At 72.0% G+C, this 22,984-nt stretch carries 19 protein-coding genes and 1 tRNA gene; 13 read left to right on the plus strand and 7 right to left on the minus strand.

The genetic code is table 11. The features are described from left to right. The first annotated feature begins 104 nt into the window (after nt 1-104). The gene (locus tag OG871_RS22695) at nt 105-1,046 is read left to right on the plus strand and encodes an exopolyphosphatase (RefSeq protein ID WP_371498813.1); all 942 of its coding nucleotides are present in this window, start codon (nt 105-107) and stop codon (nt 1,044-1,046) included. A 428-nt stretch (nt 1,047-1,474) separates the two neighbouring features. Next, nucleotides 1,475-2,845, plus strand: coding sequence for an NAD(P)/FAD-dependent oxidoreductase (locus tag OG871_RS22700; protein ID WP_371498814.1), 1,371 nt, complete (start codon nt 1,475-1,477; stop codon nt 2,843-2,845). 214 nt (nt 2,846-3,059) lie between these two features. On the opposite strand, the gene OG871_RS22705 is transcribed toward OG871_RS22700, so the two are convergent. Further along, on the minus strand, nt 3,060-5,618 hold the full coding sequence (locus OG871_RS22705; RefSeq protein WP_371498815.1) for an ABC transporter permease: 2,559 nt from the start codon (nt 5,616-5,618) through the stop codon (nt 3,060-3,062). A 44-nt stretch (nt 5,619-5,662) separates the two neighbouring features. Then, a complete protein-coding gene (locus OG871_RS22710; protein ID WP_371503237.1) occupies nt 5,663-6,412 on the minus strand; it encodes an ABC transporter ATP-binding protein in 750 nt (249 codons plus the stop codon). Between the two features lie 343 nt (nt 6,413-6,755). Between OG871_RS22710 and OG871_RS22715 the strand changes: the two genes are divergently transcribed. From OG871_RS22715 to OG871_RS22725, 3 genes are all read left to right on the plus strand, one after another. Then, nucleotides 6,756-6,840, plus strand: a tRNA-Leu gene (locus OG871_RS22715). A 116-nt stretch (nt 6,841-6,956) separates the two neighbouring features. After that, nucleotides 6,957-7,835 (plus strand): Bax inhibitor-1/YccA family protein, encoded by an 879-nt coding sequence (locus tag OG871_RS22720; RefSeq protein WP_371498816.1) that lies wholly within the window; start codon nt 6,957-6,959, stop codon nt 7,833-7,835. Nucleotides 7,836-7,909: 74 nt separating this feature from the next. Then, entirely contained in the window at nt 7,910-8,230 is a 321-nt protein-coding gene (locus OG871_RS22725; protein WP_371498817.1) for a hypothetical protein, read from the plus strand. Nucleotides 8,231-8,337: 107 nt separating this feature from the next. Here OG871_RS22725 and OG871_RS22730 read toward each other — a convergent pair whose 3' ends face one another. From OG871_RS22730 to OG871_RS22740, 3 genes are all read right to left on the minus strand, one after another. Next, nucleotides 8,338-9,273 (minus strand): hypothetical protein, encoded by a 936-nt coding sequence (locus OG871_RS22730; protein ID WP_371498818.1) that lies wholly within the window; start codon nt 9,271-9,273, stop codon nt 8,338-8,340. Nucleotides 9,274-9,550: 277 nt separating this feature from the next. Further along, the gene (locus OG871_RS22735; RefSeq protein ID WP_371498819.1) at nt 9,551-10,771 is read right to left on the minus strand and encodes an acetyl-CoA C-acetyltransferase; all 1,221 of its coding nucleotides are present in this window, start codon (nt 10,769-10,771) and stop codon (nt 9,551-9,553) included. 85 nt (nt 10,772-10,856) lie between these two features. Next, on the minus strand, nt 10,857-11,918 hold the full coding sequence (locus OG871_RS22740; protein ID WP_371498820.1) for an SGNH/GDSL hydrolase family protein: 1,062 nt from the start codon (nt 11,916-11,918) through the stop codon (nt 10,857-10,859). Between the two features lie 160 nt (nt 11,919-12,078). Here OG871_RS22740 and OG871_RS22745 point away from each other — a divergent pair, with 160 nt between their 5' ends. The 5 genes from OG871_RS22745 (at nt 12,079) to OG871_RS22765 (ending at nt 17,920) form a co-directional block, all read left to right on the plus strand. Next, the gene (locus OG871_RS22745) at nt 12,079-13,479 is read left to right on the plus strand and encodes a cystathionine beta-synthase (protein ID WP_371498821.1); all 1,401 of its coding nucleotides are present in this window, start codon (nt 12,079-12,081) and stop codon (nt 13,477-13,479) included. A gap of 519 nt (nt 13,480-13,998) precedes the next feature. Further along, nucleotides 13,999-14,325 carry a hypothetical protein gene (locus OG871_RS22750; protein WP_371498822.1) on the plus strand — a complete coding sequence of 109 codons (327 nt, stop codon included), beginning with the start codon at nt 13,999-14,001 and terminating at the stop codon, nt 14,323-14,325. A 193-nt stretch (nt 14,326-14,518) separates the two neighbouring features. Further along, a complete protein-coding gene (locus OG871_RS22755; protein ID WP_371498823.1) occupies nt 14,519-15,787 on the plus strand; it encodes an Ig-like domain-containing protein in 1,269 nt (422 codons plus the stop codon). A gap of 297 nt (nt 15,788-16,084) precedes the next feature. Then, on the plus strand, nt 16,085-17,368 hold the full coding sequence (locus tag OG871_RS22760; protein WP_371498824.1) for a hypothetical protein: 1,284 nt from the start codon (nt 16,085-16,087) through the stop codon (nt 17,366-17,368). 72 nt (nt 17,369-17,440) lie between these two features. Next, entirely contained in the window at nt 17,441-17,920 is a 480-nt protein-coding gene (locus OG871_RS22765; RefSeq protein WP_371498825.1) for a DUF1203 domain-containing protein, read from the plus strand. 33 nt (nt 17,921-17,953) lie between these two features. On the opposite strand, the gene OG871_RS22770 is transcribed toward OG871_RS22765, so the two are convergent. After that, nucleotides 17,954-18,499, minus strand: coding sequence for a hypothetical protein (locus OG871_RS22770; RefSeq protein WP_371498826.1), 546 nt, complete (start codon nt 18,497-18,499; stop codon nt 17,954-17,956). A gap of 281 nt (nt 18,500-18,780) precedes the next feature. On the opposite strand from OG871_RS22770, the gene OG871_RS22775 reads away from it, so the two are divergent. Then, nucleotides 18,781-19,935 (plus strand): cystathionine gamma-synthase, encoded by a 1,155-nt coding sequence (locus OG871_RS22775; RefSeq protein WP_371498827.1) that lies wholly within the window; start codon nt 18,781-18,783, stop codon nt 19,933-19,935. A 22-nt stretch (nt 19,936-19,957) separates the two neighbouring features. Here the strand turns inward: OG871_RS22775 and OG871_RS22780 are convergent, their stop codons facing one another. Continuing rightward, nucleotides 19,958-20,431 carry a MarR family winged helix-turn-helix transcriptional regulator gene (locus tag OG871_RS22780; RefSeq protein WP_371498828.1) on the minus strand — a complete coding sequence of 158 codons (474 nt, stop codon included), beginning with the start codon at nt 20,429-20,431 and terminating at the stop codon, nt 19,958-19,960. A gap of 123 nt (nt 20,432-20,554) precedes the next feature. On the opposite strand from OG871_RS22780, the gene ilvA reads away from it, so the two are divergent. After that, entirely contained in the window at nt 20,555-21,766 is a 1,212-nt protein-coding gene (gene ilvA, locus OG871_RS22785) for a threonine ammonia-lyase (RefSeq protein WP_371498829.1), read from the plus strand. A gap of 210 nt (nt 21,767-21,976) precedes the next feature. Then, the gene (locus OG871_RS22790) at nt 21,977-22,984 is read left to right on the plus strand and encodes an ATP-binding cassette domain-containing protein (protein ID WP_371498830.1); all 1,008 of its coding nucleotides are present in this window, start codon (nt 21,977-21,979) and stop codon (nt 22,982-22,984) included.

Raw genomic sequence — 22,984 nt, forward strand, 5'->3', positions numbered from 1 at the left:
GAGCAGCGCGCCGCCGCCGAGGACCACGCGGCCGTGATCGCGGCCAAGGAGCAGAAGGCCGCCGAGCGCGCCGCCAAGCGCGCGCAGACCGAGGAAGAGGGCCAGTGACCGTCACCAGGGTCGCCGCGATCGACTGCGGCACCAACTCGATCCGGCTGCTGATCGCCGACCTCGACCCGGAGACCGGCGAGATCACCGACCTCGACCGGCGGATGGTCATCAACCGGCTCGGCCAGGGCGTGGACAGCACCGGCCGGCTGGCGCCCGAGGCGCTGGAGCGCACCTTCGCGGCCTGCCGCACGTACGCGGAGCTGATCACCGGACACGGCGTCGGCCCGGACCGGATCCGGCTGACGGCCACCAGCGCCTCCCGGGACGCCGAGAACGCCGAGGAGTTCACCCGGGGCGTGCGGGAGATCCTGGGCGTCCGGCCCGAGGTCATCACCGGCGAGGAGGAGGCCCACCTGTCCTTCCTCGGCGCCACCAAGGAGCTGTCCGGCACCGACCTGGCCACCCCGTACCTGGTCTTCGACCTGGGCGGCGGCTCCACCGAGTTCGTGCTCGGCGCCGAGGAGGTGCAGGCGGCCCGCTCGGTCGACATCGGCTGCGTCCGGATGACCGAGCGGCACTTCGCCGGCACCGAGCTGCCGACGCTGGGTCAGATCTCCCGGGCCAAGGCGGACATCAGGGCCGCACTGGACCTGGCCGCCGAGACCGTCCCGCTGGACTCCGCCGCCACCCTGGTCGGCGTGGCCGGCACCGTCACCACGGTCGCCGGGATCGTGCTGGAGCTGCCGGAGTACGACTCCGAGCGGATCCACCACTCCCGCCTCACCCTGGAGCAGGTCCGCGAGGTGGCCGGCCGGCTGCTGACCGCCACCCACGCCGAGCGCGCCGCCATTCCGGTGATGCACCCGGGCCGGGTGGACGTGATCGCGGCCGGCGCCGTGGTGCTGCTGGAGATCATGGAGCGCACGGGCGCCGCCGAGCTGGTGGTCAGCGAGCACGACATCCTGGACGGGATCGCCTGGAGTATCGCCCCCTGACCCCGCTCACCCCTTACCGAACCGGCCCCGGGACGGCATCCGCCGACCCGGGGCCGCGGTCTGTGGGTCGTGCCGCGAGAAAGTTCGTGAATTTCTTCACATGGCGATCCAGCCTTTCGACGCACCCGCGTGCCCGCAACGTCCGATATGCGGGACCGAAGGCTGCCCGGGTGGATCCCCCCGTGGATCCCAGGTGGCGCCTCCGACTCGGCGATGGAATCGAAATGAGGCGCGGGAACCCGGGCCCGTCCGGGATCGTTGCTGCTCAGCGAGGCGGTTGCCCGCGCCGCGCTCACGGTGCGCCGGGCCGGGCCGTGAGGACACCCGTCGGGCCCCCGATTGTGGCCGCGCAGTGTAGCAGAGGGTGTCCAGAGGTCTGTGACGGGCCTCACGAAGGGTGCTCCGGGCGGGGGTGGATACTTTCGGATATGAGCACCACGGAGCGTCCTCGCATCCTCATTGTCGGCGGTGGTTACGTCGGCCTGTATGCCGCGATGCGCATCCTCAAGAAGATGCGTTATGGCGAAGCGACCGTCACGGTCGTCGACCCGCGGCCGTACATGACGTACCTGCCCTTCCTCCCCGAGGCGGCCGGCGGCAACGTCGCGCCCCGCAACCTCGTCGCCCCGCTGCGCAGCGCCCTGAAGAAGGCGGAGGTGCTCACCGGTGCGGTCACCGGTGTGGACCACGCCCGCAAGGTCGCCACCATCCAGCCCGCGGCCGGCGACTCGTACGAGCTGCCCTTCGAGTACCTGGTCGTCGCGACCGGCTCGGTCTCCCGCACCTTCCCGATCCCCGGCCTGGCCGAGCACGGCATCGGCATGAAGACGGTCGAGGAGGCGATCAGCCTCCGCAACCACGTCATGGCGCAGCTGGACAAGGCCGAGTCCACCACGGACGAGGCGGTCCGCCGCAAGGCCCTGACCTTCGTGGTGATCGGCGGCGGCTTCGCCGGCGTCGAGACCATCGCCGAGGTCGAGGACATGGCCCGCGACGCGGCGAAGATCTACAAGACCGTCAGCCGCGAGGACATGCGTTTCATCCTCGTCGAGGCGGCCAACCGGATCCTCCCCGAGATGGGCCCGGACCTCGGTCTGTGGACCAAGGAGAAGCTCGAAGAGCGCAACATCGAGATCTACATCGAGACCTCGATGGACTCCTGCGTCGACCAGCACGTCGTGCTGAAGAACGGCGTCGAGGCGGACGCCTCCACCATCGTGTGGACGGCCGGCGTGAAGCCGAACCCGGTGCTGGCCAACTTCGGCCTGCCGCTGGGCCCGCGCGGCCACGTGGACACCGCCCCGACCCTGCAGGTCAAGGGCTTCGACTACGTCTGGTCGGCCGGCGACAACGCCCAGGTGCCGGACCTCGCCGTGGGCGAGGGCGCCTGGTGCCCGCCGAACGCCCAGCACGCGGTCCGTCAGGCCATCGTGCTCGGTGACAACGTCATCTCCGGCATGCGCGGCTTCCCGCAGGCCGAGTACAAGCACAAGAACCTCGGTGCGGTCGCCGGTCTCGGCCTGCACAAGGGCGTGGCGATCCTCTTCGGCAAGTACAAGCTGAAGGGCCGTCCGGCCTGGTGGTTCCACCGCCTGTACCACGGCAGCCGGGTGCCGACCATGAACCGCAAGATCCGGGTCTTCACCGACTGGACGCTGGCGATGTTCCTCAAGCGGGAGACCGTCGGCCTCGCCGAGATGGAGAAGCCGTTCGTGGCCTTCCAGGAGGCCGCCGGCCCGGCGCCCAAGATCGTGGCCCAGGCCGCTCCGGCCGAGAAGGAGCTCGCGACCAGCAAGTAGACGACCAGATCCGGGCGCGTGGACGCCCGGGTACGAGTCGGAGGCTCTCCGCCCGGCAACGTCGCCGGACCACGACCTCCGTGGTGCTCAGCCGGCAGTGCGACCGGGCGGAGTACAGAAGTTCCGAGAAGTCCCGAAGTGACGAAGAAGGCCCCCGGTCGACTCCCACCCTCCGTGGGGGGTCGGCCGGGGGCCTTCTCGTGTGCCCGTCCGGTCAGTCGGTCTTGATGCTGGTCAGGATGTCCAGCCTGGCGGCCCGGCGGGCCGGCCAGATGGCGGCGACCATGCCGACCAGTCCGGCCAGGGCCAGGAAGACCAGCATCCGGCCGTAGGGGACGACGGTGGTCAGGCCCGGGAGGTCGGGGGCCAGGGTGCGGTTGGTGGCCCAGGCCAGGAAGCAGCCGAGCGCGACGCCGATCACCGCGCCGAACAGCGAGATGACCACCGACTCCAGCCGGACCATCCGCTTGATCCCGCCTCGGTCCAGGCCGATCGCCCGCAGCATGCCGATCTCGCGCTTGCGCTCGAAGACCGACATCGCCAGGGTGTTGACCACACCGAGGACGGCGACCAGGACGGACATCGCCAGCAGGCCGTACATCATGTTCAGCGCGAAGGAGATGGCCCGGCTGAACTCGTCCTGCATGTCCTGCTTGCTCTTGACCTCGATCACCGGGTTGCTGCCGGTGGCCTCCTTGACGGACTGCTTGAGCGCGGCCGTCGCGCCGTCGGCGCCCTTCACCAGGATCTCGCTGACGTACGGCTGCTCGGCGTGCTTGGTCACCTCGGAGTTGGCCATCAGCACGGGCGAGAGCATGTCGCTGGCGCGGAACACGCCGCCGACCGTGACGCTGCCGGACGTGCCGTCGTCGTAGGTGACGGTGAGGGCGGAGCCGACCGCGAGGTTCGCACTCTTGGCGACGTTGCTGTCGACCAGGATCCGGCCCTGCTTGAGGGCGTCCGCGGAGCCGCTCTCCAGGACGGGCGCGACCAGCTGGTCGAAGCCGGCCGCGTCGAAGCCGTTGACCGCCCGGTTCTTGCCGTCGAACGACCAGTAGACGTTGGTGACGGGGGAGGAGGCGACCACTCCGGGGGCCTTGGCGACGGCCGTGGCGACCTCGGGGGAGAGGTCACCGTGGGTGGCCATGGCCACGTTGTAGTCGGCCTTCATGGTGCCGGTGACCGTCCGGGCGACCGCGTCGTTGACCGAGCTGCCGAGCACCGTCATGGCGCTGACCAGGGTCAGGCCGATGGTGAGCGCCGCCGCGGTGGCGGCCGTCCGGCGGGGGTTGCGCACGGCGTTGCGCCGGGCCAGCTTGCCGGGGGTGCCGGCCAGCCGGGCGAGCAGCGGGCCGACCAGGGCGATCACCGGGCGGGAGAGCAGCGGCAGCAGGACGAAGATGCCGATCAGGGTCAGCGGCGCGCCGAGCTCGATCAGGGTGCGCCCGGACTTGTCGGCGGCGGACGCGCCGCCCAGGATCAGCGCCAGACCGCCGGCGGTGATAAGCGAGCCGATGGTGTTACGGACGATCAGGCCCTTCTGGGTGGTGGGCTGCTCGCCGCTGCTCATCGCGGCCACCGGGGGGATCCGCGAGGCCCGGACGGCGGGCAGCACCGCGGACAGTACGGTGACCAGCACACCGACGACGAGGGCGGTGACCACCGTGGCCGGGGCGACCACCAGGGAGCCGGTGGGCATGCCCGGGCTGAACGAGTGGATCAGCGACTGCATCCCGGCGCCGATCCCGACGCCCGCCAGCAGGCCGGCCGCCGAGGCGGTGGTACCGATCAGCAGGGCCTCGACCAGCACCGAGCCGGTGACCTGGCGGCGGCCGGCGCCGACGGCGCGCAGCAGGGCCAGCTCCTTGATGCGCTGGGCGATCAGCATGCTGAAGGTGTTGGCGATGATGAAGATGCCGACGAACAGCGAGATGGCCGCGAAGACCAGCAGCATGGTCTTCATGGCGGTGGTCGAATCGGCGATCATCCGGGTCTGCTGGTCGGTCAGCTCCTGGCCGGTCTCGAGGCCGAAGCGGCCGTCCTTGGGCAGGGTGTCGCGGACGGCGGTGAGCAGTGCGCCCTCGGCGGTGCCCGCCTTCGCGGTCAGCACCACGCTGCTGTACCGGTCGGGGGTCGCCAGCATCCGCTGGGCGGTGGCGGTGTCCATCAGGGTCAGCGTGCCGCCGGAGGTGACGGTCGGGTCGTCGGTGGTGACGATGCCGGTCAGGGTGGCGTTCACGGCCGGGCCGTTGCCGGCTATCCGGACGGTGGAGCCGACCTTGAAGCCGTTCGCCTCGGCGGTGGCCCGGTCCAGCGCGACCTCGGTGCCCGTCCTGGGGCCGCGGCCCTCGACCAGGGGGTAGCGGGAGTCCCGGCCGGAGGCGTCGGGGACGAAGTTGGCGCCCTGCGCGCTCCACGCCTGACCGATCAGGTTGCCCTTTGCGTCCGCCACGCCGGTGAAGCCGGAGACCACACCACGGGCCCGGTCGACGCCGGGCAGGGCGCCGAGCTGACGGACGGTGGCGTCGGTCAGGGGGGCCGCGGCGTGGTCGCCGCGCTGGTCGGCGCGGACCGAGGAGCCGGCCGCCCGGTCGGTCACCAGCACCGAGACGTCGGAGTAGCTCTTGGAGTAGCTGTTCTTCATGGCCAGTCCGAGCGTGTCGGAGAAGACCATGGTGCCGGCGACGAAGGCGGTGCCGAGCATGATGGCGAGCGCGGTCATCAGCAGGCGGCCCTTGTGGGCCAGCACGTTGCGCAGTGCGGTGCGGTACATGGGTGTCCTGAAGTCGGAGGTGCGGGGCGGCGGTTGGCCGGGCGTCAGCTGGTGCGGCCCTTGGCGTCGAAGCGGCGCATCCGGTCGAGGACGGTGTCGGCGGTGGGGTGGTGGAGTTCGTCGACGATGCGGCCGTCGGCGAGGAAGACGACGCGGTCGGCGTAGGAGGCGGCGACGGGGTCGTGGGTGACCATGACGACGGTCTGGCCGAGTTCGCGCACGGAGTTGCGCAGGAAGGAGAGGATCTCGGCGCCGGAGCGGGAGTCGAGGTTGCCGGTGGGTTCGTCGGCGAAGACGATGTCGGGCCGGGAGGCGAGGGCGCGGGCGCAGGCGACGCGCTGCTGCTGGCCGCCGGAGAGCTGGGAGGGGCGGTGGCTGAGGCGGCCGGAGAGGCCGACGGTGTCGACGACGGTGTCGAGCCAGGCCTGGTCGGGCTTGCGGCCGGCGATGTCCATGGGGAGGGTGATGTTCTCCAGGGCGGTCAGGGTGGGGAGCAGGTTGAAGGCCTGGAAGACGAAGCCGATGCGGTCGCGGCGCAGTCGGGTGAGCTGCTTGTCCTTGAGGCCGACGAGTTCGACGTCGCCGATGGTGGCGGAGCCGGAGGAGACGGTGTCGAGGCCGGCCATGCAGTGCATGAGGGTGGACTTGCCGGAGCCGGAGGGGCCCATGATGGCGGTGAACTCGCCCTGGCCGAAGGCCACGCTCACGTCGTCCAGCGCCACCACCCGGGTCTCGCCCTCGCCGTAGACCTTGTTGAGGCCGGTGGCGCGGGCGGCGGCGGTGGTGGTCGTCATGGTGCTCACGAGGGGCTCCTGTCGGGAGGGGACGGGCAGGGCGGCCGGGCACAGGATGGCCGCGTCTCCATGGTCCGACGCGGGATCGCCGGTTTCCGTCGCTCCGGCGGACGGTTGGGCACACCACCGCAGGGCGTACACCGGACCGTCACCCTCCTCCTGCGGGATGACACCATCCCTGAGGCGGGCCGGGTGGCCGATAACAGCTCATCAGCTGGCCGGATCACAGACGGTTCGTCAGATGGCAAGGAAGCATGACAACTTCCGTGGCCGGGAACATGCGAAACCGGGAGTCGGGCGACTAGGCTCAGGGGTAGCCCGAACAGGGGCGGGAGCGGTTCACGCCCGGGTGGTGGAACGCAGACACGGGCAGCTTAAAACTGCTTGGCCGGAAGGCCGTGCCGGTTCGAGTCCGGCTCCGGGCACCAGCTCCGCCCGCGACGCCGCGAGAGATCATCCTCGCGGCGTACGCGCGACCCTTTGCCAAGACATTACTCTTGTCCCGTGGTGGGTGGTGCCGTGCCGCCCCCCGGAGGGAATGAGCATGAGAAGCAGCAATCCGGTCTTCTCGCGGGACGGGTCCTTCTCCCGCGACACCGGCTACGCGGGGTTCAACACCGCCCAGCAGCCGTACGGCGCTCCGGCGCCGGGTGCGAACCCGTACGCCAACAACCCCTACGCCGCCCAGCAGCCCCACGGCGGCGCGCTGACGGACGACCAGCTGGTCGAGCTCTACCAGGCCCCGTCGGCCGGTCCGCTCGACACCGGCCGGATGACCATGGACGACGTGGTCGCGCGGACGGCTCTCACGCTGCTCACGCTGGTGTCCGTCGGCGCGGTGGCCTGGTTCACCGTCCCGGTCGGGAACTTCGGCCTGGCCATCGGCGCGTCGCTGGTCGCGATGGTGCTCGGCCTGGTCATCAACTTCAAGCGCAGCGTCAGCCCGCCGTTGATCCTGCTGTACGCGGGTCTTGAGGGCGTCGCCCTCGGGGTGATCTCCAAGGCCTTCGAGACGGTCTGGGACGGCATCGTCATCCAGGCCGTGCTGGGCACCCTGACGGTCTTCGCCGCGATGCTGGTCTCGTACCGGAGCGGCTGGATCCGGGTCACCGGGCGCTACGCCCGGATCGGCACGGCGATCGGCCTGGGCTTCACCTTCCTCGCGATGATCAACTTTGCCGCCTGGACGGCCGGCGCGGACCTCGGTCTGAGCTCGGGCCCGATCGGGCTGCTGTTCGGCCTGGCGGGCGTCGCCCTCGGCGCCTTCTTCCTCACGCTGGACTTCGCGGAGATCGAGGCAGGCATCCGCGGCGGCGCACCGCAGAAGGAGTCCTGGCGGGCGGCGTTCGGGCTGACGGTCTCGTTGATCTGGATCTACGTCTACCTGCTCCGCGTGATCGCGATCCTGCGCGGCGACGACTAGTCGGCGCCGCCGATCGCGGGCCCCGGGAGTCTCGTACTCCCGGGGCCCGCGGCGTCTGCGGGTAGCCTCGCTGCATGTCCGAAGCTCTCACCCTGACCGCCGCCGTCGACCGGCTGGCGGACCGGTTCCGCTCGATGCCGCAGAGCCGGCTGCGCGGCGCCGTCCCCGGCCACCCGTCCCGGGCCGCCGCCGCGCTGGCGCTGGCCCGGAGCCTCGCCGCCACCGCCCTGCGGCTGGAGGGCGAGCCGCCGCGCGAACTCCCGGGCGCCGGCGACTTCGCGGTCGGCGACCAGCTGGCGGTGGCCGGTCACGACCTGGCCGCCGCCACCGGGGACCCACGGGTGCTGGCCGCGGCGGTGGCCGAGGTGGTCGCGGTCGGCGAGCTGGTCGCCTGAGCGGCCGCCCGACGGCGGCCGGGAAGCACGCCGGGAGACGCACCGGGGCCGGTCGGACGCCGTAACCCCTGGCGTCCGACCGGCCCCGGCCGGTGCTGCTGCCGTGCTCAGATGCTGGCGACCACCCGGTCGGCCAGGACGTACACGGCGTCGTCGTCGGTGGAGAAGGTCAGCGAGTACGAGCCGGAGAAGCGCGAGCCGCCGAGCAGCCGCACGTCCTCACCCGCCCGGACCGCGTCGATCAGCCGGTAGGCCGCCTCGCGGTCGCCGGGGGCCACGCAGAGCGTGGTGCCGTCGGCGAAGGCGTACACGTCGAGGGTGCCGAGCGGGCCGGGGCGGACGTCGGTCAGGCCGACCCGCTCCTCGGCGAGCGCGGTCAGCCGGTCGTCGGTCCACTCGCGGGACGGGGTCGGGCTGGGGACGAACTCGGGGTGCGAGGGGTGCCGGCGCGGGTCCGGGACCACGGCCGGCTCGGTGTCGGCGTCCAGCAGCCCGGCGTCCAGGCCGGTGGCGAGCAGGTCGGCCTCACGCCGGGCGCGGGCCTCGCCGGTGTCGGCGGGGTGGGCCGCGCCGCCGCCGTGGCCGGGGTGGGCCGCCGGCATCGAGGGGTGGACGCCGCCCTGGGCGGGGCCGCCGTCGTTGATCAGGTCCTCCAGCGCGGAGCGCAGCGCCTCGCCGAAGGCCGGGTCCATGGTGCCGGAGTGGTCCGCGGCCTCCTCCGGGCCGGTCGGCCGGGGGAAGAACAGCGGCCACTCCTCGCCGACGGAGGTGAACGGGGTGTCGAAGAGAGGGGCGTCCTCGGCCGCCCTGGCCTCCTGCTCGGCCCAGAATGCGCGGGCCTCGGTGATCTCCCGTTCCCGGTCGGCCGCGAGCGCCTCGGTCACGGCGCGGCGTATGACGGCCTCGTCAACCACGGCCGGGGTGGCGGTGGTTACGGGGGCTGCGGAGTCGTCCAGCCGGCGTGCGACACGGCGCAGCTGCAGCAGGACGGTGGTCGACACGAGGATCAGGATCAGCAGCAGGGAGGTGTAGACGGCGCTCACGGAACGTACTCCTTGCGAGGAGTGGAACGGGGTTACGTCTCCACACTGCCGCATGAAAGGCAGATGCTGCAGTGGCTGATGTCCAATTTGTCTGTGACTTTCCTCCTTGTCCTCAAATTGTTAGGTAATACCGTTCTACGCAGCGCAGTCGATCCATTCCGGAGTGTCGATCAAACGGTCCGAATCGACAATGAGAAGAGCCGGATCGCACCTGAGGTGTGATCCGGCTCTCAATTACTCTCGGTGAGTCCGAACGGGTGGCGGGGCCACCGAAAGGTCAGCTGAGCCGCTCGATGACCATCGCCATGCCCTGGCCGCCGCCGACGCACATGGTCTCCAGGCCGAACTGCTTGTCGTGCCACTGCAGGGAGTTGATCAGGGTGGTGGTGATCCGGGCGCCGGTCATGCCGAAGGGGTGGCCGATGGCGATCGCGCCGCCGTTGACGTTCAGCCGGTCCAGGTCGATGCCCAGGTCCCGGTAGGAGGGGATGACCTGGGCCGCGAAGGCCTCGTTGATCTCGACCAGGTCGATGTCGCCGATGGACAGCCCGGCACGCTTGAGCGCCTGCCGCGAGGCCTCGACCGGCCCGTAGCCCATGATCTCGGGGGACAGGCCGCTGACGCCGGTGGAGACCACCCGGGCCAGCGGGGTGAGGCCGAGCTCGCGGGCCTTGGTGTCGGACATGATCACCAGGGCCGCGGCGCCGTCGTTCAGCGGGCAGCAGTTACCCGCGGTCACGGTGCCGTCCGGCCGGAACACCGGCTTCAGGCCCGAGACGGCCTCCAGGGTCACTCCCGCGCGCGGGCCGTCGTCGGCCGAGACCACGGTGCCGTCGGGGGTGGTGACCGGGGTGATCTCGCGCTGCCAGAAGCCCGCCTTGATCGCGGCCTCGGCCAGGTTCTGCGAACGGACGCCGAACTCGTCCTGGTCGGCCCGGGTGACGCCCTTGAGCGCGGCCAGGTTCTCCGCGGTCTGGCCCATCGCGATGTACGCGTCCGGGGCGAGCCCGTCCTCGCGGGGGTCGTGCCACTCGCCGCCGCCCTCCTCGGCCCGCTTGGCGGTCCGCGCGAGCGCGTCGTCGAAGAACGGGTTGAGGGTGCCCGGCATGCCGTCCGAGGTGCCGTTGACACTGCGCGAGACGGTCTCGACACCGGCCGAGATGAAAACGTCGCCCTCGCCGGCCTTGATCGCGTGCAGTGCCATCCGGGTGGTCTGCAGCGAGGAGGAGCAGTAGCGGGTGATGGTGGCGCCCGGCAGGTAGTCCATGCCCATCTGGACGGCGACGATCCGCGCCAGGTTGTGGCCCTGCTCGCCGCCGGGCAGGCCGCAGCCGAGCATCAGGTCGTCGATCTGGCGCGGGTCCAGCTCGGGCACCTTGGCCAGCGCGGCGGCGATGATCTGCGCGGTCAGGTCGTCCGGGCGGACGTCCTTGAGCGATCCCTTGAACGCCCGGCCGATCGGCGAACGGGCGGCGCTGACGATGACGGCTTCGGGCATGGTGGGCTCCTCGCTGCGTGGCCTGGGCGGTCGAGCGAGACCGGGTGCGGAAGGGCCCCGAGGGTCGCTCGGAGGAAAGTTACCGTTAAGTAGCTCCGGCGTCACCCGCCCCCGGGTGTGAGTTCGCCGACGCGGACTCCGGCTCCGGCGCGCTGCCCGCACCCGGCAGCCCGAGCCGCAGCCGGTGCCGCAGCTGGGCCCAGCGCCGGGCGCCGTCCGGCCCGACCGCGACCACCTCGGTGCCCGACTGGCCGGCCGCGGCGGCGGCGGCCACCGCCACCGGCAGCACCGCGTCGCCCTGCACCGGCACGCTCGGGACGGTCTCCGCCGGCCAGAGGTCCAGGGCGGCGCAGAGCGAGGGCAGCAGGGCCATCGCCGCCGTCGCGTAGCCCTGGGCGGACGGGTGGTAGCGGTCGGCGGCGAACATCTCCGGCCGGGCGGCGAACTCCGGGCCGAGCAGTGAGCCCAGCGAGACCGTCCGGCCGCCGCACTCCACCACCGCGATGGTCTGGGCCGCGGCCAGCTGCCGGCTCACCCGGCGGGCCACCCAGCGCAGCGGCGGCCGCACCGGCTTGATCGTGCCCAGATCCGGGCAGGTGCCGACGACCACCTCGCAGCCGAGGTCCCGCAGGGCCAGCACCGCCTCCCCGAGCTGCCGGACGGACTGGGAGGCGGGGCTGCGCCTGGTCACGTCGTTGGCGCCGATCATGATCACGGCCAGCTCGGGGTGGAACGGCGCCGCCAGCTCGACCTGCCGGGTCAGGTCCGAGGAGCGGGCGCCGGAGGCGGCCACATTGCGCAGCCGCACCCGGCGCTCGGCCACCGAGGCCAGGCCCGAGGCGAGCAGCGCCCCCGGGGTCTCCTGGCCCCGGGTGACGCCGAGCCCGGCCGCCGTGGAGTCCCCCAGGAAGGCCAGCCGCAGCGGCGGGCGGGCGTCCCCGGGCTCGGCGAAGGCGTCCCCGTACACCCCGTCGGCCCGTGGCGCGTCGCCCTCCAGCAGTCCGATCGCGCGGATCGCCAGCCGGCTCTCGGTCAGCAGCAGACCGGCCACACCCACCCCGACAAGCCCGAGCCCGCCACCGCCGTAGGCCGCGGCGGTCGCGATCCGGCGGGCCACCCGGGCCCGCGACGCCTGTGCCCCTGGCATCCGGCACCCCCTTGTGCGTTCGCCCCGCACGGGCTCGTGCGAGGGCTCCGTAGTCCTAGGTACCCGCCTGGACCCGCGCGCTATCGGCGCCCATCGGCCATCCGGGGCCATAGGCTTTCAGTACCCACAGTCACAGAAGCCACAGACCGGGAGGATCCCCGTGCGGTACCACAACTCGATCATTGATCTGGTCGGAAACACACCTCTGGTGAAGCTCAACAAGGTAACCGACGGAATCAGTGCCACGGTGCTGGCGAAGGTGGAGTACTTCAACCCCGGCGGGTCGGTGAAGGACCGGATCGCGATGCGCATGATCGAGGCCGCCGAGGCCTCGGGCGCGCTCAAGCCGGGCGGCACGATCGTCGAGCCGACCTCCGGCAACACCGGCGTCGGCCTGGCCATCGTGGCCCAGCAGAAGGGCTACAAGTGCATCTTCGTCTGCCCTGACAAGGTCTCCACCGACAAGATCAACACGCTTCGGGCCTACGGCGCCGAGGTGGTGGTCTGCCCGACCGCCGTCGCGCCCGAGCACCCGGACTCGTACTACAACGTCTCCGACCGCCTCGTCCGGGAGACCCCGAACGCCTGGAAGCCGGACCAGTACTCGAACCCGGAGAACCCGGCCTCGCACTACCACTCCACCGGCCCCGAGCTGTGGGAGCAGACCGACGGCAAGATCACCCACTTCGTCGCGGGCGTCGGCACCGGCGGCACCATCTCCGGCAGTGGCCGCTACCTCAAGGACGCCTCCGGCGGCGCCGTGCAGGTCATCGGCGCCGACCCCGAGGGCTCGGTGTACTCCGGCGGCACCGGCCGCCCGTACCTGGTCGAGGGTGTCGGTGAGGACTTCTGGCCGACCGCGTACGACCGCGGGGTGGCGGACGAGATCGTCGCGGTCTCCGACAAGGACTCCTTCCAGATGACCCGCCGCCTCGCCAAGGAGGAGGGCCTGCTGGTCGGCGGCTCCTGCGGGATGGCCGTGGTCGCCGCCCTGGAGGTGGCCCGCCGGCTCGGACCGGACGACGTCGTCGTGGTGCTGCTGCCGGACGGCGGCCGCGGCTACCTCTCGAAGATCTTCAACGACGACTGGATGGCCGACTACGGCTTCCTGCCGACCGCCGCCGACGAGGCGCACATCGGCGAGGTGCTGGCCCGCAAGGACGCCGTCGAGCACGAGGGCATCCCGCAGTTCGTCCACATGCACCCCACCGAGACGGTCGCCGAGGCCGTCCGGGTGCTGCGCGACTTCGGCGTCTCGCAGATGCCGGTGGTCTCGGCCGGCGCCGGCCACCCCGACATCATGGCCGGCGAGGTGGTCGGCTCGGTGGTCGAGCGCGAGCTGCTGGACGGCCTGTTCGGCCAGCGCATCCAGCTCTCCGACACCCTGGACAAGGTGATGTCCAAGCCGCTGCCGGTGGTCGGCTCGGGCGAGTCGGTGACCAGCCTGATGGCCGTGCTGGAGAAGGCCGACGCGGCCGTGGTGCTGGTCGAGGGCAAGCCGCAGGGCATCGTCACCCGGCAGGACCTGCTGTCCTACCTGACCAGCCGCGCCGGTCACTGACCCGGGATCAGCGGCCTTCGCGGGCCGGACGGGTGAAAGCGGGTCGGGTTCGGCGGTTGGTACACCGACGTCACGTCCGCGCATCACGGGGTTAACAACCGTCCGGCATCGTATTGGTCAACGGCAAGACGCCGAGCATGGTGACAGCGGAGGTCGGGAGCGGCTCCCCGGCATCGCGGTCACCACGGACACGTCGGTCGGCCCTGACCCGGCCCACCGTGTCCTGCGCGCGGGGGCTGCCGTCGTCCCGCCCCTGTCCGGCTTCGGCCGATCGGCAGGGTGTGGTGGCCCCCGCGCCACCCATCGCGCCGTAAGGCGCGTCTCCGCGGCTCCCGGGTGGGGGAGCCTGTGCGGAGGCGGCAGGGCCGGTTCCCGGACTCCGGGGACCGGCCCTGCCGTATGTGGTGCACCCTCTTGCCGGCCGGGGCCCTGCGCGATGCGCGCCCTGAGGCTCACGCCGTGAAACCGGTCGCTCGCTCCCGTTTCCGTGCGGCGGCCCGCTCGCCTACTCTCGCAGGCATGACCAGCACTGATCTTTCCGGGCAGGACGCTCCGCGCTACGTCCGCCTCACCATAGAGCTCATCGCGGAGATCACCGACGAGCAGGCGCTCAAGGCCGCGGCTCTGGCCCAGGTCGACGGCGACGAGTACCTCGACGACGAGGAGCGCGCCCAGTCCGTGGAGGCCATCGAGGTGGACCCGTCGGGTTCCCTCGCCCACTTCGTCGACCCGGTCGCGCTGCTCGGCGAGGTGCCGGGCGTCGAGCTGACCTCGGCCACCTGGGAGTCGGCGATCACCGACTACGACCCCGAGGACGAGACCTGGGAGGAGCACGAGGTGGAGTAGCCCGTCCGGGTCGCCCCGCTGTTGCCGCCCGCTCCGGAGACCTCCGGGGCGGGCGGCTTTTTCGCTCGTTTGTCCGTTCTGTTGGGATCTTGAGTACTCTCGTATGGTCTCAACCATTTCGGCAGGGAACGAACCCGATCGAATGACGGGTTTCGGTCGGAATGTCCGCAGGGCGAGCAGCAGGGAGTGCGCAGTGACCGCACCGGAGAAGCCGGAGAAGCAGGACCGACCGCGCGGGGGCCAGTGGACCCGTCGCGGCGTCCTCGCAGGGCTGCTGGGCGCGCCGGTGCTGTTCGTCGCGGCCTGCAACGAGGACAAGGGCGCCGGCGCGGCCTCCGGCGGGCCGACGGACGGGGCCGCCGCCACCCCCAGCAGCAGCCCCAAGGCCTCGATCGCGAAGATCACCATCTCGCCGGCCGACGGCACCACCGACGCCCCCTTCGGGCAGCCGGTCAAGGTCACCGTGGTGGACGGCAGGCTGAGCTCGGTCACGCTCGCCGACGAGGCCGGCACCCTGATACCCGGGCAGCCGACTCCGGACGGGTCCGCCTGGACCTCCACGGGGCAGCTGCTCAGCGGCACCAAGTACACCGTCGCCGTCGCCGCCGTCGACAAGGACAACCGCGAGGCGGACGCCAACGCGAGCTTCGCCACCGCCACCCCGGCCAGCACCTTCGTCGGGTACTTCACGCCGGAGAACGGCTCCACGGTCGGTGTCGGCATGCCGGTGTCGATCAGGTTCAACAAGGCGATCACCAACCGCAGGGCCGTCCAGGAGGCGATCACCGTGGTCGCCGACCCCGGGGTCGAGGTCGTCGGCCACTGGTTCTCCAGCACCCGGCTGGACTTCCGCCCGCAGCAGTACTGGGCCGCGGGCACCCGGGTCACCCTCAAGCTCCGGCTGAAGGACGTCGAGGGGGTGCGGGGCGTCTACGGCATCCAGTCCAAGGACGTCACCTTCACCGTCGGCCGCAGCCAGACCAGCGTCGCCGACCTGGCCGCGCACACCCTCACCGTGACCACCGACGGCCGTGTCACCGCGGTCTACCCGATCATCGGCGGCGCTCCCGACCACAGGACCTGGTCCGGCAAGCTGGTCATCTCGGAGCAGTTCAAGCAGACCAAGATGGACTCCGCCACGGTCGGCCTGGGCGACGAGTACAACATCCCGGACGTGCCGCACGCCCAGCGCCTGACCGCCTCCGGCACCTTCATCCACGGCAACTACTGGTCGCCACCCTCGCAGTTCGGCAAAGCCAACACCAGCCACGGCTGCATCGCGCTGCGTGACGTCCAGGGCGGCGACGACCCGCGCACCGACGCGGCGAAGTTCTACGACAGCTCGCTGATCGGCGACGTGGTCGAGGTGGTCAACTCCGGTGACCGGCCGGTCGATCCGGCCAACGGCCTGAGCGACTGGAACATGGCCTGGGCCCAGTGGCAGGCCGGCAGCGCGATCTGATCCCGCGCCACCAGGGCGACGGCCCCGGACCCACCACGAGCACGCGGCCGGATCCGGGGCCGACCCCGTTCCGGGGCTGACGGAGCGTGGGTATACCTTGGGCCGCGTCCTCACCGCGAGGTGGAGAAAATCGGTACCCGCGGTGCCCGGCGCGTGCTTTGCTGACCGCCGACCCCGTATCGGTACGCCCGCCGCCCAGCACGCACGCCCAGCACGCACGCCCGGGCCGCCGTCCCTCAGGAGACAGCCATCAGCACCGCCATCCGCCGCCGCGGCACCACCCGTACCGCGATAGCCGTGACCGCCTGCACCGCGGTCCTCGCCGCCGGGCTCGCGGCCTGCGGCACCGTGGAACAGATCAGCACGGCGGACAAGGTGTCCACGGCCTTCGGCCGGCTCGGCGACGCCAGGAACCTCAAGGTCGAACTGTCCCTCGACGCCACCGCGGACCAGCTGATCGCGCTGTCGAAGGCCTCCGCGGACAGCGAACCGCTGGAGCGGTCCGAGGCCCAGATGATCACCGACCTGAAGCTGACCGTCTCGCTCGGCGCCGACAAGCCGCTCAAGGACATCGGCCCCTCCGTGCCGGCCACCGCCGGCCCCGACGGCCTGACCGGCGACAAGGATCTCGACATCGCCTACGAGCTGGCGGCCAAGAGCGGCGGCAAGACCTACCTTGACGTCCGCCAGGTCGACGCCAAGGTCTACGCCAAGGCCGACGCCGTGGCGCTCGCCGGACTCTCCGGCGACGCCACCGCGGACGCCCGCTCGATGGTCGACTCGCTGCCGCCCGAGCTCAAGACCGTCAAGGACGGCCTGTCGAACCAGTGGGTCTCGTTCGACCCGGCGCTGCTGCAGGAGTTCACCGACACCGCCGCCGGCGCCAGGGCGCCGAAGGGCGCCAGGCCCGGCGGCCCCGGCGCGGCGCCCTCGACGGACCCGAAGGCCGCCGACGAGATGTTCTCCTCGCTGAAGGACGTCTTCGCCCGCAACGTCACCTTCGACGACCTCGGCACCCGGGACGGCGTCGAGCACATCCGCCTCAACGCGCCCACCCGGCCGCTGATGGAGGGTCTGCTCGGCGCCGTCCGCCCGGGCGCCGACACGTTCCCCGGCTTCCCCGTGCCCGGCTTTCCGGGCGGCCTCGACCGGCTCGACGACTCCCGCGACCTCCCCAACCGCACCCTGCGGGTGGACCTCTACCTCAAGGGCGGCTCGCTGTCCTCGGTGGTCCTGGACCTCGCCCAGTTCGAGGGCCAGGCCGGGCTGGGCCTGCACGTCCCGCTCAAGCTCTCGCTGAGCGACCAGGGCGCCGCGCCGCAGGCCCCGACCGGGGCCGAGAACCTCACCAAGCAGGACATCGACGGGTTCATGGAGCTGGTCCAGAGCCAGGAGCCCGACTCCGGGGACTTCGGCGCCGGGGACTTCGGAGCCGGGGACTTCGGCCCGGGCAAGCCGCTCACCGACGCCCAGATCAAGGAACTGGTCGCGGGCGGCCTCAAGGAGAGCACCGTCCGGATGATGAACGAGAGCGGCCTCGACTACGAGGACATCAAGCAGATGCTGCCGAAGAAGAGCTGACGGCCGGTCCGCGGACAGCGTGAGGTCCGATTCCCGCCGGACCGGCGGCCCCGGGCCCGGCAGGCTGGACGCATGAACGCACTCGACATCCGAGCCATCCCCGCCGAGGTGCTCCGCACCCTGCGCGTGCGGGACGACGCCGGGCGCCCGCCCGTCCCGTCCGTGGACACCACCGGGGGAGCGCCCCTGCGCTGCTGCCTCGACCGGGCCCGCCCGGGCGAGGAGATCCTGCTGCTCTCCTACGCGCCGCTGCGCCGCTGGGCCGCCGAGACCGGCGCCGACCCCGGCCCGTACGACGAGCAGGGGCCGGTGTTCGTCCACGCCGGGGAGTGCCGCGGGCCGGCGGGCGGCTGGCCGGCCGGTCTGCACGGGGGTGAGCGGGTGGTCCGCGGCTACGACCGTCGCGGACGGATCCTGGGAGGCCGCCCGTCCGGCCCGCAGGACCTGGAACGGACGGTGGCCCAGGTGCTGGCGGACCCGGAGGTGGCCGTGGTGCACGTCCGCGCGCTGGCCTTCGGCTGCTTCCTGCACGAGGTCCGCCGGGCGGCCTGAGGCCGGCCCCGCGGAGTCCGTCACCGCGGGTGGTCAGGACGACGCGTCGCGGACCAGGTAGAAGCGGGACTCGCGGTAGACGGCGTAGTTCGGGTCCGCGGTGGTCGTCCGCACGGGCATGTGGGGGCCGACTATCCAGCCGCCCAGGAGCCGCTCCTGGGCGGCGAGCCGGCCCGACAGCCACAGCATGCCGCCGGCGATGCCGGCCACGGCCATCCCGATGGGCACCCCGGTCGAGTAACAGACCACGAGCCCCACCAGCAGCACCATCACCAGGGGTACGGTCATGGAACGGGAGTACAGGTCGAAGGTCCGGTCGAGCGCGACCACGTCCGCGTCCGGCCCGGGCGCGGTCAGCCGCTCCAGCCTCGACCGGTACCAGGGGCGGCGGTTGTTCAGCAGCGCCCCGAAGGTGCTCACGAAGAGCACCGCCGCCATGCCCGCCGTCGCGACGGGTGTGAACCGGTGCGCACCGCCGGTGACCGCGGGCACGCAGCTCACCAGGCTCACCGGCAGCAGCAGTGCCGCCTGTATCCGGACGGCCGCCACCACGCCCACCAGCCGTACACCACTGCTCATGCGTCATCCTCCGATTTGATCAAGACCCGGAGGATAGCCGTCACCGCCCGGGGCGCCGGCCGCCGGGTGCCGCCGCCCGGCCGCGGGTCGGCGTGCCGCGGCCGGCGGGAGAGCGGGACACCGAGGACGATGCCGGGCGGAGAACTGGACGATCCGGCGAGTTGATCACGTGGGTGACGGGTGAAGGCCGTAGCGGAACCACCGGCGTCCGGTGCGAGGGCGGGAGGGGCGGCTGCGGGGTTGGCCGACCCGCGCGGCGTTCGCGCACTAGGCTCGGTTCCATGACCGAGCACCAGCTTCCCCAGGGCTTCGAGACTCTCGCCATCCATGCGGGTCAGGAAGCAGACCCCCAGACCGGGGCCGTCGTCACGCCGATCTACCAGGTCTCCACCTACAAGCAGGACGGAGTGGGAGGGCTGCGCGGCGGCTACGAGTACAGCCGCTCCGCCAACCCGACCAGAACCGCGCTGGAGGAGTGCCTCGCCGCGCTGGAGGGCGGCAGCCGGGGCCTCGCCTTCGCCTCCGGCCTCGCCGCCGAGGACACCCTGCTGCGGACCGTCCTCAAGCCGGGCGACCACATCGTCATCCCGAACGACGCCTACGGCGGCACCTTCCGGCTGTTCGCCAAGGTGCTGACCCGCTGGGGCGTCGACTTCTCCGTCGCCAACATGCAGGACCTCGCGACCGTCCGCGAGCAGCTGCGCCCCAACACCCGCGCGGTGTGGGTCGAGACCCCCTCGAACCCGCTGCTGGGCATCGCCGACCTGGCCGGTCTGGCCGAGATCGCGCACGGCGCCGGCGCCATCCTGGTGGTCGACAACACCTTCGCCAGCCCCTACCTGCAGCAGCCGATCGCGCTCGGCGCCGACGTGGTGGTGCACTCCACCACCAAGTACATGGGCGGGCACTCGGACGTGGTCGGCGGCGCGCTGGTCGCGGCCGAGGCCGGTCTCGGCGAGGAACTGGCGTACCACCAGAACGCCATGGGCGCGGTCTCCGGCCCGTTCGACGCCTGGCTGGTGCTGCGCGGCATCAAGACCCTCGGCGTCCGGATGGACCGGCACAGCTCCAACGCGGAGAAGATCGTCGAGCTGCTCAGCGGGCACGCCAAGGTCAGCCAGGTGCTGTACCCGGGCCTGCCGGAGCACCCGGGGCACGACATCGCGGCCAAGCAGATGAAGGCCTTCGGCGGCATGGTGTCCTTCCGGGTCGCCGGCGGCGAGGAGGCGGCGGTCGAGGTCTGCAACCGCGCCAAGCTGTTCACCCTCGGCGAGTCGCTCGGCGGCGTGGAGTCGCTGATCGAGCACCCGGGCCGGATGACCCACGCCTCGGTGGCCGGTTCGGCCCTGGAGGTGCCGGCCGACCTGGTGCGCGTCTCGGTCGGCATCGAGTCGATCGACGACCTGCTGGCGGACCTTCAGCAGGCTCTGGGCTGACCGCCGCGGCGCTGACGGCCGTTCACTCCGGCCGCCCGGCCCAGTACGACTCCAGCGAGTCGTTGAACCGGGCCAGCAGCGTGCAGAAGGCCCGCTGCTCCTCGGCGGGCCAGCCGGCCGTCAGCGTACGCATCAGCTCCTCCCGGTCCGCCCGGACCTCGGCCAGTCTGCGGCCGCCGAGCGGGGTCAGCGCGAGGTGCACGGAGCGCCGGTCGGCCGGGTAGGGCACCCGGCCGACCAGGTCGGCCCGCACCAGGGGCGCGGCCTGCCGGGTGACGGTCGAGGAGTCGATGCCCAGCGCCTCGGCCAGCGACTTCACGTTGGCCGGGCCGTGCCGGTGCAGGTGGTCCAGCAGCAGGTAGCCGGCGCGGTCCAGCGCGCCGACCGCGCCGAGCCGGACCTGCTCCATCCGGCGGGCGAACACCGCGACCTGGTACTGGAGTTGGGCGTGGAGCGGGTCGTTGCTTCCGGTGGCCTGGGGCGAGGTGGTCGTCATCGCGGCTCACGATCGGGGTGCGGTGAGGGTGGCTCGTGAACCAGCAGCGTACGCGCGAGCGGCGGACCCGGGAACAGCGCCGACGTCCCGGCTTGTGATGCGCGGCCCCCGTACCCTGGCCGCATGCACAGTTGGCCGATCACCATCGACGATGTCCGCGGCGCCCAGAAGATGCTCTCCGGGGTCGCCCGGGTCACCCCGATGGAGAGCAGCCGGCACCTCGCCGAGCTGATCGGCGCACCGGTCCACCTCAAGTGCGAGAACCTCCAGCGCACCGGCTCGTTCAAGCTGCGCGGCGCGTACGTGCGGATCGCCGGGCTGACCCCGGTGGAGAAGGCGGCCGGGGTGGTGGCCGCCAGCGCGGGCAACCACGCCCAGGGCGTGGCGCTGGCCGCCGCGCTGCTGGGGGTGCACTCCACCGTCTTCATGCCGCTCGCCGCGCCGCTGCCCAAGGTCGCGGCGACCAAGGGCTACGGCGCCGAGGTGCGGCTGCACGGCAGCACGGTGGACGAGGCGCTGCAGGCCGCGCAGCGGTACGCGGAGGCGACCGGCGCGGTCTTCATCCACCCCTTCGACCACTGGGACATCGTGACCGGCCAGGCCACCCTGGGCCTGGAGATCCTGGAGCAGTGCCCGGAGGTGCGCACCATCCTGGTCGGGGTGGGCGGCGGGGGGCTGCTCGCGGGGATCGCCGCGGCGGTCAAGCCGCTGCGCCCGGACGTCCGGGTGGTCGGGGTGCAGGCGGCGGCCGCCGCGGCGTACCCGCCCTCGCTCGCGGTGGGGCGGCCGGTCACGCTGGAGCGCTTCGCCACCATGGCGGACGGGATCCAGGTGGGGCGGCCGGGGGACATCCCGTTCGAGGTGATCAACACGCTGGCCGACGGCATCCGCACGGTCTCCGAGGAGTCGCTGTCCCGGGCGCTGCTGCTGGGCCTGGAGCGGTTCAAGCTGGTGGTCGAGCCGGCCGGGGCCAGCCCGATCGCGGCACTGCTGGAGCACCCGGACGAGTTCGAGGGCCCGGTGGTGGCGGTGCTGTCCGGCGGCAACATCGACCCGCAGTTGATGCAGCGCGTGCTGCGCAACGGGCTCGCGGCGGCCGGCCGGTACCTGTCGCTGCGGGTCCGGCTGGCCGACCGGCCGGGCTCGCTGGCGGACCTGCTGGCGGTGCTCACCCGGGTCGACGCCAACGTGCTGGACGTGGCGCACGTGCGGATCGACCCGCGGCTCGGCGTGACCGAGGTCGAGGTGGACCTGCACCTGGAGACCAAGGGGCCGGAGCACTGCGCGGCCGTCATCGGCGAGCTGAGGGACGCCGGTTACGTGGTCTCGCAGTAATAGGGGTGGGCGTTGTCAGTGCCGCCTGAGAGGGTGTGTGGTCGTACCGCGGCGGGATCCGGACGGCCGGAGGCATGACCCTTGACGCGATATATCGCGAACTGCCAAACTCGCGATGTATCGCGAGCTTGCCGACCGGTCCGCTCGGGTACTGCTATCCACACACAGTGGGCAAATCAGTCATTCCGCAACAGGAGATGAGGCGGGCTCATGGCGCCAGCCATCCAAGCCGAGAACCTGGTGAAGACCTTCGGGGACGTCCGCGCGCTCGACGGCGTCAGCCTCGACGTCCCCGAGGGCACCGTGCTCGGACTGCTCGGCCCGAACGGCGCCGGCAAGACCACCACCGTCCGGGTGCTGACCACCCTGCTCAACCCCGACTCCGGCCGGGCCACGGTCGCCGGCGTCGACGTGCTCAAGCACCCCAACAAGGTGCGCAGCCTGATCGGCCTGTCCGGCCAGTACGCCGCCGTGGACGAGTACCTGACCGGCCGTGAGAACCTCCAGATGGTCGGCGAGCTGTACCAGATGACCCCGCGCGACGCCAAGGCCCGCGCGCTGGAGCTGCTGGAGTGGTTCAACCTCACCGAGGCGATGGACCGCACCGCCAAGACCTACTCCGGCGGCATGCGGCGCCGGCTCGACCTGGCCGCCGCGCTGGTCGTGCGCCCGCCCGTGATGTTCCTGGACGAGCCGACCACCGGCCTCGACCCGCGCAACCGGCTGGCGCTCTGGGAGGTCATCGAGACCCTGGTCGAGCAGGGCACCACGCTGCTGCTCACCACCCAGTACCTGGAGGAGGCCGACCGCCTCGCCCACGACATCGCGGTGGTCGACCACGGCAAGGTGATCGCCCGCGGTACCGCCGACGAGCTCAAGGCGCAGATCGGCGGCGAGCGGGTCGAGGTCGTCGTGCACGACCGGGCCGACGTCACCGAGGCGGTCGCGGCGCTCGCGCCGTACGCCAAGGGCGACCCGGCGGTGGAGAAGAACACCCGAAAGATCACCGTCCCGGTCAGCGGCGGCGCCAAGGTGCTCGCCGACGTGATCCGCGAGCTGGACGCCCGGTCCATCGAGATCGACGACATCGGCCTGCGGCGGCCGACCCTGGACGACGTCTTCCTCTCGCTGACCGGCCACGTCACCGAGGCCGAGACCGACAACGGCGAGGGCCAGCCGACCGCCAAGGGGCGCAAGAGCCACGGGAAGGACGCCTGA

Source organism: Kitasatospora sp. NBC_00374 (genome assembly GCF_041434935.1).
Taxonomy (GTDB): domain Bacteria; phylum Actinomycetota; class Actinomycetes; order Streptomycetales; family Streptomycetaceae; genus Kitasatospora.

What these genes read in the sequence shown, in the direction of transcription:
- OG871_RS22700 (WP_371498814.1), top strand. Translation starts at nt 1,475, where the DNA reads ATGAGCACCACGGAGCGTCCTCGCATCCTCATTGTCGGCGGTGGTTAC.
- OG871_RS22705 (WP_371498815.1), bottom strand. Translation starts at nt 5,618, where the DNA reads ATGTACCGCACCGCACTGCGCAACGTGCTGGCCCACAAGGGCCGCCTG.
- OG871_RS22710 (WP_371503237.1), bottom strand. Translation starts at nt 6,412, where the DNA reads ATGACGACCACCACCGCCGCCGCCCGCGCCACCGGCCTCAACAAGGTC.
- OG871_RS22720 (WP_371498816.1), top strand. Translation starts at nt 6,957, where the DNA reads ATGAGAAGCAGCAATCCGGTCTTCTCGCGGGACGGGTCCTTCTCCCGC.
- OG871_RS22725 (WP_371498817.1), top strand. Translation starts at nt 7,910, where the DNA reads ATGTCCGAAGCTCTCACCCTGACCGCCGCCGTCGACCGGCTGGCGGAC.
- OG871_RS22735 (WP_371498819.1), bottom strand. Translation starts at nt 10,771, where the DNA reads ATGCCCGAAGCCGTCATCGTCAGCGCCGCCCGTTCGCCGATCGGCCGG.
- OG871_RS22740 (WP_371498820.1), bottom strand. Translation starts at nt 11,918, where the DNA reads ATGCCAGGGGCACAGGCGTCGCGGGCCCGGGTGGCCCGCCGGATCGCG.
- OG871_RS22750 (WP_371498822.1), top strand. Translation starts at nt 13,999, where the DNA reads ATGACCAGCACTGATCTTTCCGGGCAGGACGCTCCGCGCTACGTCCGC.
- OG871_RS22765 (WP_371498825.1), top strand. Translation starts at nt 17,441, where the DNA reads ATGAACGCACTCGACATCCGAGCCATCCCCGCCGAGGTGCTCCGCACC.
- OG871_RS22770 (WP_371498826.1), bottom strand. Translation starts at nt 18,499, where the DNA reads ATGAGCAGTGGTGTACGGCTGGTGGGCGTGGTGGCGGCCGTCCGGATA.
- OG871_RS22775 (WP_371498827.1), top strand. Translation starts at nt 18,781, where the DNA reads ATGACCGAGCACCAGCTTCCCCAGGGCTTCGAGACTCTCGCCATCCAT.
- OG871_RS22780 (WP_371498828.1), bottom strand. Translation starts at nt 20,431, where the DNA reads ATGACGACCACCTCGCCCCAGGCCACCGGAAGCAACGACCCGCTCCAC.
- ilvA (WP_371498829.1), top strand. Translation starts at nt 20,555, where the DNA reads ATGCACAGTTGGCCGATCACCATCGACGATGTCCGCGGCGCCCAGAAG.
- OG871_RS22790 (WP_371498830.1), top strand. Translation starts at nt 21,977, where the DNA reads ATGGCGCCAGCCATCCAAGCCGAGAACCTGGTGAAGACCTTCGGGGAC.